This is a genomic window from uncultured Stenotrophomonas sp. (assembly GCF_913778665.1).
GTDB lineage: Bacteria > Pseudomonadota > Gammaproteobacteria > Xanthomonadales > Xanthomonadaceae > Stenotrophomonas.
In genome coordinates, this window is the sequence record NZ_CAJYVQ010000011.1 from 514,221 (window position 1) to 520,675 (window position 6,455).

Consider the following 6,455-nt stretch of genomic DNA (forward strand, 5'->3'; position numbering starts at 1 on the left):
CTGGCGAAGGGCCGCTGGCGCTTACTTGATGAAGTTGTATTGCAGGCTGCCCTGCACCCGGACGGTGTCGCCGCGCGCGCCGCTCTGCTGTTCCAGGCGGCCGTACAGCAGCTCCATGCCCATCGTCCACGACGGCGCCGGGCTCCAGATCAGGTTGAACACGCCGTAGCGGCTCTGCCGGAACGCGTCGGCCGCCAGTGCGGCGTTCCGCTCCAGGGTCAGCTGGCCGAAGATCAGGTTCGAACGCCACAGCTCCGACCAGTAGTGGGTGTAACCCACGAATCCACCGTGCAGGTCCAGCGCATCCAGGCGCCCATCAGCACCGACCACGGCGTCCAGCCCGGAGCCGGTCAGGTCGGCGGTGTAACGGCTGAGGCCGCGCCCACCCAACGCACCGAACAGCAGCAGATCGCGCTTGCCAACCGAGGCCGAGCCGCTCAGCTGCAGGCCACCGGCCATGCGCCGGTCGCGCTCGCCATCCCCGTCGTAGGCCAGGCTGCGCGCCACCGCGCCCAGCTGCAGGTGGCCCCAGTCGCGCTCCATGCGCGCCGTCACCGTCACATCGGGCAGCCGGTTCACCGCGGCCCGCTCATCACTGGCGCCAGCCAGTTCGGTCTTCGGGTCTTCGGCGGCGACGGTCAGGGTGTTGCCCTTGCCCATCGCGAAGCTGTGATGGATGCCGGCCACCAGCAGATAGCCGGCGCCACCAGGCCCGGCGAAGTCCAGCGTGTCGGGCAGGCTGTCCGGGTCCATGAAGCTGGAGTAGCCATAACCGGCATAGGTATTGCCGAGCTGGCCATAGGCATGGCGCAGGCGGAACTCGTAGCCATCACTGCTGCCGAAGAAGTCGTTTTCCAGATAGAAGCGCAGATTGCCATGCGTAGTCGGGCGCCGCGCCTCGAAGCTGAAGCGGGTCTGCTTGGCGTGGATGTTGAAGTTGGACACGTCACGATGGCTGCCGCCGACCGGCATCGACGACGGGATGAACTGGTCCTCGTCACCGGCCGCGCGCGAGTCGGCGACGGCATCGAGCTTGGCGTAGCCGCCGATACGGATGACCGTATCAGTCCCCGGAATGGCGAAGAAACCCTTCAGGTCGGGGTCGGTCGGGCCAGCCGCGCTGTCTGGACGCGATGCGGCGGTAGAGGGATCGGCCACGGAGTCGCGTTGCGGCAGCACCGGCTGCGCCACGCCAGGCACCTGGGTGCGATGGATCACACCCGTCGTGGCCGCTGTGGCAACGGGAGGTGGCGATGCAGCGGGTGCCGGCGTCTGCGCCAACCCTGGAGCAGGCGTGGCGTCTCGCTGTTCAAGCCGATCCAGGCGTTGCTGCATGCCTTCCAGCGCTTGGCGCATGGCGGCAATCTCACGCCGCAATGCCTGCGCATCTTCCGCATCGCCCTGTTGCGCATACGCTGGCGAGATCGCCAGTGCACCCAGACACGCTAGACTCAGTACCGCAAAACGCATTGCATCCTCCCCGGACGAACACTCGCATCACGTTCCCGGAGCGCACGCATGCGCCGCCCTGGCTTCGCGTTGCCGTTGCTGGAAATGCAGGTACTGCGTCGACGACGCCGGTCAGCCTGCGCGCGGCAGGCAACAGAACGATGACACTGTCCTGCCAGCACCCATGTCGCTTCCATCAAGGCTGCGCTGCCAGAGAGGTGGCGACCGGAGCGGTCTGGGTAACAAGCAGGGAGTGAGAGTGTCGTGAATGGCTGTGCCGTACTGCCCGCATGGGGGTAGCCTCGGCGGGGCATCCATGGCGCGTTGACGCTGTATTCCATGCGTCAAAGGCTAGTCCGCCTGCAGTTTTCGGCCTTGATTGGAATCAAGGCGCAATGCTTGATCCCAGTCACGATTCAGACGTGACGACGAACATGTCATGCGCAGGCGATTGTGCCGGCCTGAACTTCAGAACGCAGCAGGCCCGCACGTCACCGCGCGGGCCTGTGGCTCAATTCAAGTGATGCGGGTTCCGATCAGCGCGGGCCCAGCACCGTCTGCAGGTCATCCCCTTGCGGTAGACCAGCGCGGCGCTGCACCTGACCCTGAGCGTCCTGGAACAGGATGCCCGGCGTGCCCTGGAACCCCATCTCGACCATCAGTACCTGGTTGGCGTCGAGCTTGCCCGCGACTTCGCGGCTGATGCTCGGCAGGGCCTTGATGCCGCCACGGTCAAACTGGTGCTCGTTCTGCAGCAGGGCCGCGCTCGGATCACGCGCGGCAAGGATCGCCGCCGCCTTGGCCGGGCTGTCCTCACGGATGACGCCCACCATGATGTGACGCAACTGCACCTTGCCGGCATCGACCCACGGGCGTGCGGCTTCCCAGAACTTGTGGCAGTACGGACAGTTGGCATCGCTGAAGGTATAGACCACCCGCGGCGCATCGGCCTTGCCATCGCGCACCCAGGCGCTGGCCTCCAGCTTGGTCCACATCTTGGCCGACATCGGCGCTGCCACCAGTTTCTCCACCGCCTCGGCCGCCACGTCGTTGCCCTCGGCATCGAACAGGCTGCCGACCAGCACGTTCTTGCCATCAGCAGTGACATAGGCTGCGGCCGGCTGCTGGCCGCCCACCACACCGGCGAAGCCACGCAGGCCGCCCGGCGCATCGAATTCGGCGACCACTTCGAAGCCGTGCTTCTCGATGCCCTTCAACACCGCGGGGCGATCACCCTTGGTAGCAGTAGCCGGCGAGCTTGCCGTCGGTGCGGCGGCAGTCTTGCCCGGCGGCGTCTGCGCCTGGCTGCAGGCGGCCAATGCCAGCATGATCGGCAGCAGGAGCACCGCCGGAGCGATGCGCAGGGAAGTCGACAACATGGGAACTCCGTAGTGAGATGCCCGCGCAGGCTACCGCAGCCGGCGCAGTTTGTGTTCAAGACCGGCTGCGGTCAGTTCGCCCAGGTGCAGTTCACGCAGACGGCCACCGGCGTCGAAGAAGAGCGTCGACGGATAGGCCTGCACACCCAGCACGGTGGCGGCCGCCGCCTGATCGTCAAGCAGGACGTTACCGAGCATCAACCCTTCGCTGGCGAGGAAACCCTGGACGTCGCCGAGGGTTTCACCCTGGTTGAGAAACACGAACTGCACCTCCGCGTGTGCCTTCTGTGCCGCCGACAGCACGGGCATCTCCCGGCGACAGGGCCCGCACCAGGTGGCCCAAAGATTCAACACCAGCGGCCTGCCACGAAACTGCTGCAGATCGACCTTGCCGCCGTGCAGGTCCGCCACCTGCAGGGTCGGCAGCGACAGATGCCGACCCTGCCACGTCGACAGCAGCTGGCCGCCGCCCGCCCAGGCCAGTACACCGACCAGTGCGCCGGTCAGTACCGGCGCCCGCAACGCGCGCCACGGGCGAAGCCGCCACATGCCCCACGCAAACCCCGCCACCAACACCACGCCCAGGTGATAGCCGCCGTCGGTGATCTGCAGAATGCTCCAGGGCGCCTGCTGGTACAGGGAGAAGTTCAGGACAACGAAGCTGATACGACCACACAGCAGGCCGATCAACAGCATGTCCAGCACTATGCCGGATCCCGACGGCAGCGGCATGTCGTCGCTTCTGCGTGGCCACAACCGGACGATACCCATGGCCAGCATCACACAGAAGAGGATCAATACCACCGGCATCGGCACCGGTCCAACGCTCGACATCAGCCCACCCGTTCACTTATCGACTGCCTGCATGGTCGAAGCGGCACACTCAGGTTGCAAGCACATCCGCACAACCGGCATTACGCAGCACTTCGACCCACTTGCGCAGCCGAAGGTGCCTGCAGCCCGCGCAGGCTGCCCGCAACGGCCGGCATCAACGGACGCTCCCGCCGCTTGCTGTTGACGTGGCGACGATAGTTGGCGGGTGTCATGCCGACGATGCGCAGGAACAGACGACGGAACGCGCTCTGGTCGGCATACCCTACCCCCCACGCTACCTCGTCAATCCCCGCCCCCTGCTGCAGCAAGGTCTGCGCCTTGGCAATGCGCAGGCGCTGGCAGTACTCGATCGGGCGCAGGCCGGTGGCGCGCAGGAAACGGCGCTGCAGCGTGCGCGGCTCCAACCCGGAGACCTCGCAGATCGCCGCCAGGGTCGCGCCACGTGCGGCCGTCGTATGCAGCCAACGCTGCGCCTTCAACACGTCACGGTCGCCGTGGGCGAAGTTGGCACTGAAACGTTCCAGATCCTGCTGGATCGCTGCCGGCACCGTGATTCCGAGCTGTTGTGCGACCGTACTCGCCACCCCCTGGCCGTGCAGCCGGTACAACAGCCGAAGGCCGAGGAAGCGCCACGCCTGAGATCCGCCCACCGTCAGCAGATCGCCGTCATCGACCAGCGCGCGTTCGCTCGGCGCCCAACTGGCGGCCTGGGCCTGCAATCCGGGGTGGCGGCCGAGATCGGGTCCGCTGACCGTCCGCCCGGCCAGCAGGCCCGCGCGCGCCAGCACGCTGACCCCGTCGCTGGCGGCGGCCAGCAGGCTGCCACCGTCGTAGTGGGCACGCAGCCAGTCCAGCAGGACGTCCTCGGCACGCAGGCAGGTTCCTGGGCTGATCTGACCGGGAACGGCGATCACCGCCGGAATGGCCGCATCGAGCATCTCCGCGCCGGCGATACGGTGCACGCCGGTCTGGCTTGCAGGCACGATCCAGCGGGTGACCACCACCCGCTTGAACGGGCGCCGCTGCTGCTGGGCCAGACGATTGGCGACGTGTGCCATTTCAGCCAGCACCGACGCCGCAGACGGGTCGCCTCCGGGATACTCGACCACTGCGACTTCGACGAATCCTTCGTTCTTCACTCCCTCCATAGACCCTCTCCTCGATTCATGTCCGGTCATCGAACGACCGGTTCAGGCGAAGGGTAGGAACTGCTCCCGAGGCGGGGCTATGAAGAAAGTTGCAAAGTACGCTGAATACGTGCTCACGGGCCGAGCCTTGACTCTTGACCAGACTCAAGCCTTCACAATGGCGGCAGCCTCAGCAGGAATCCGCCATGAACATTGGGCAATTGGCCCGCCAGGCCGGCGTGCCGATTGATACGGTCCGCTACTACGAGCGGCAGCGACTGCTGCCGACGGCGGCGCGCTCGGCCGGTGGCTACCGCATCTTCGGTGAGACTGACCTGCGTCGGCTCCGGTTCATCCGGCGCGCCAAAGCACTCGGTTTCAGCCTTGAGGAGATCGGCGAACTGCTTGCGCTCAGCGATCGCCATCAACAAGACATGGGCAGCGTGCGTGACATCGCCCATGCGCACCTGCAGGAGATCGCGCAACGCATGGCCGAACTGCAGCGCATGCACGCGGCACTGTCGCAACTGGTCGACGCCTGTCCGGGGCATGGCGCGCTGGATCAATGCCCGATCCTGGCTGCGTTGACCGATGAGAACGCGTAGCAGTGCGGGGCCGACCTCGGCTTCGCGATGTGCGTGAAGAAAAGTGCAACAAATGCTTGCCAACCCCTTGGGGCAAGGCTATTATTTCGCTCCTCAGCGACGTGGGGCCATAGCTCAGCTGGGAGAGCGCCTGCATGGCATGCAGGAGGTCAGCGGTTCGATCCCGCTTGGCTCCACCAATCTTTCGGCATTAGGCCGTCGAAAGGTCGCTAAAGAACATTGATGAGAATTGCGTCCCCATCGTCTAGAGGCCTAGGACATCACCCTTTCACGGTGGCGACCGGGGTTCGAATCCCCGTGGGGACGCCACTCATCACGAACAATGAGGACCCGGCCGATAACCGGGTCTTTTTTGTTCACCGCCGACCGGCATTCAGGTTGTGGCGTTGCGGTTCCCCTGCCCTCGTGGCCGCGGTTGAACCGGAGCGAAAAAAGTTCAAAAAAAACTTCCACAAATGTGAACACGCAGGTATGATAGGCGGCTCGGTAACACGGGGCCATAGCTCAGCTGGGAGAGCGCCTGCATGGCATGCAGGAGGTCAGCGGTTCGATCCCGCTTGGCTCCACCACTTTCGACATTAGGCCGTCGAAAGTTCTAAAACCTGAAGTTTTTCGTGCGTCCCCATCGTCTAGAGGCCTAGGACATCACCCTTTCACGGTGGCGACCGGGGTTCGAATCCCCGTGGGGACGCCATTTTTCGAAAACACCCGGCACTGCCGGGTGTTTTTTTATGCGTGCGGTGGCCGTGTGCGGCGGCTGCGAGATGCGGCAAGCATGCGCTGGAAGCCGGGTGGATCGCTGGCTTCTTCGAGCGAGCTGCGCTGCTGTTCCTTGTCTGCCTGCATCCAGGATGTGCGAGGGCGCCCGGACCCTCACCCCAACCCCTCTCCCGGAGGGAGAGGGGCTTTGGTTGCTCCCTTCTCCCTCCGGGAGAAGGTGCCCCGCAGGGGCGGATGAGGGTACGGCACCGCGCATCGCCACAGCAGCGCGCACACCACGCCAGCACAGCACACGAATTTACGCAGCTTTTATTCGAACCCGCCTGCGCTTTGCAACGAAG

General features: G+C 65.3%; 5 protein-coding genes and 4 tRNA genes. 5 read left to right on the top strand and 4 right to left on the bottom strand.

Annotated features, from left to right (window positions below; all coding sequences use genetic code 11):
* Positions 1 to 21: 21 nt before the first annotated feature.
* From QZ853_RS17600 to QZ853_RS17615, 4 genes are all read right to left on the bottom strand, one after another.
* Positions 22 to 1,470: a DcaP family trimeric outer membrane transporter gene (locus tag QZ853_RS17600; protein ID WP_295576225.1), complete on the bottom strand. Its 1,449-nt coding sequence runs from the start codon at positions 1,468 to 1,470 to the stop codon at positions 22 to 24.
* A 515-nt stretch (positions 1,471 to 1,985) separates the two neighbouring features.
* Entirely contained in the window at positions 1,986 to 2,828 is an 843-nt protein-coding gene (gene dsbG / locus QZ853_RS17605) for a thiol:disulfide interchange protein DsbG (protein WP_295576231.1), read from the bottom strand.
* A gap of 30 nt (positions 2,829 to 2,858) precedes the next feature.
* Complete coding sequence (locus tag QZ853_RS17610; RefSeq protein ID WP_295576246.1) at positions 2,859 to 3,662, bottom strand: TlpA disulfide reductase family protein; 804 nt, start codon at positions 3,660 to 3,662, stop codon at positions 2,859 to 2,861.
* An 80-nt stretch (positions 3,663 to 3,742) separates the two neighbouring features.
* Positions 3,743 to 4,810, bottom strand: coding sequence for a helix-turn-helix domain-containing protein (locus QZ853_RS17615; protein ID WP_295576254.1), 1,068 nt, complete (start codon positions 4,808 to 4,810; stop codon positions 3,743 to 3,745).
* A gap of 185 nt (positions 4,811 to 4,995) precedes the next feature.
* Between QZ853_RS17615 and QZ853_RS17620 the strand changes: the two genes are divergently transcribed.
* The 5 genes from QZ853_RS17620 to QZ853_RS17640 all read left to right on the top strand — a co-directional run bounded on the left by QZ853_RS17620 (position 4,996) and on the right by QZ853_RS17640 (position 6,088).
* Positions 4,996 to 5,394: a heavy metal-responsive transcriptional regulator gene (locus tag QZ853_RS17620; RefSeq protein WP_295576364.1), complete on the top strand. Its 399-nt coding sequence runs from the start codon at positions 4,996 to 4,998 to the stop codon at positions 5,392 to 5,394.
* A 103-nt stretch (positions 5,395 to 5,497) separates the two neighbouring features.
* Positions 5,498 to 5,573, top strand: a tRNA-Ala gene (locus QZ853_RS17625).
* Between the two features lie 54 nt (positions 5,574 to 5,627).
* A tRNA-Glu gene (locus QZ853_RS17630) sits at positions 5,628 to 5,703 on the top strand.
* A gap of 184 nt (positions 5,704 to 5,887) precedes the next feature.
* Positions 5,888 to 5,963, top strand: a tRNA-Ala gene (locus tag QZ853_RS17635).
* A gap of 49 nt (positions 5,964 to 6,012) precedes the next feature.
* A tRNA-Glu gene (locus tag QZ853_RS17640) sits at positions 6,013 to 6,088 on the top strand.
* Positions 6,089 to 6,455 lie beyond the last annotated feature (367 nt).

Coding starts and splice junctions, on each gene's coding strand:
- QZ853_RS17600 (WP_295576225.1), bottom strand. CDS start 1,470: ATGCGTTTTGCGGTACTGAGTCTAGCGTGTCTGGGTGCACTGGCGATC.
- dsbG (WP_295576231.1), bottom strand. CDS start 2,828: ATGTTGTCGACTTCCCTGCGCATCGCTCCGGCGGTGCTCCTGCTGCCG.
- QZ853_RS17610 (WP_295576246.1), bottom strand. CDS start 3,662: ATGTCGAGCGTTGGACCGGTGCCGATGCCGGTGGTATTGATCCTCTTC.
- QZ853_RS17615 (WP_295576254.1), bottom strand. CDS start 4,810: ATGGAGGGAGTGAAGAACGAAGGATTCGTCGAAGTCGCAGTGGTCGAG.
- QZ853_RS17620 (WP_295576364.1), top strand. CDS start 4,996: ATGAACATTGGGCAATTGGCCCGCCAGGCCGGCGTGCCGATTGATACG.